Source organism: Clostridium sp. E02 (assembly GCF_003833015.1).
Taxonomy (GTDB): Bacteria; Bacillota; Clostridia; order Lachnospirales; family Lachnospiraceae; genus Lacrimispora.
The window spans coordinates 1-460 of the sequence record NZ_RJLQ01000066.1 but is presented as its reverse complement, the minus strand read 5'-3'; the positions used below and the strand labels follow the sequence as shown (position 1 = coordinate 460).

Below are 460 nucleotides of genomic sequence, written 5' to 3'. Positions count from 1 at the left end.
GTGCCGATGCGCTTAGGGGACACACCCGTTCCCATCTCGAACACGATGGTTAAGACCTAAGCGGCCGATGGTACTATGCTGGAGACGGCATGGGAGAGCAGGTGGGTGCCAGATTAAACAAAAAAAACCACTTGAAAGAGTGTTTTATATAGAACGGACACGTTCCAATGGGTGGAGATAAAGGCGAAGCCTGTGTGAAAGAATGTGTTAACCTGAATCAGCAGGGAAGTGCTGTTTTATATAGCTGGTTTTTACCAGTGATTCGTGAGTTTGAGTTGATCGAGCTTTCGAATGACTGATGAACTTCAGTCAAAGCGGTGAAGTTACGAAGGTGCACTTCGAAAACAACGTTTTCTATGCAGCTTGTATCATCGCACACGTACCTTGAAAACCACATATTGAAATATATCTAGATAGAGTCTTTGCAAAAAGACAATATCAAGACATCCGAGGTGTTACA

General features: G+C 43.9%; 1 rRNA gene. It reads left to right on the top strand.

Annotated features, from left to right (window positions below):
* Positions 1-114, top strand: a 5S ribosomal RNA gene (gene rrf / locus EFT72_RS18955); the annotation flags it as partial.
* Positions 115-460: the final 346 nt, after the last annotated feature.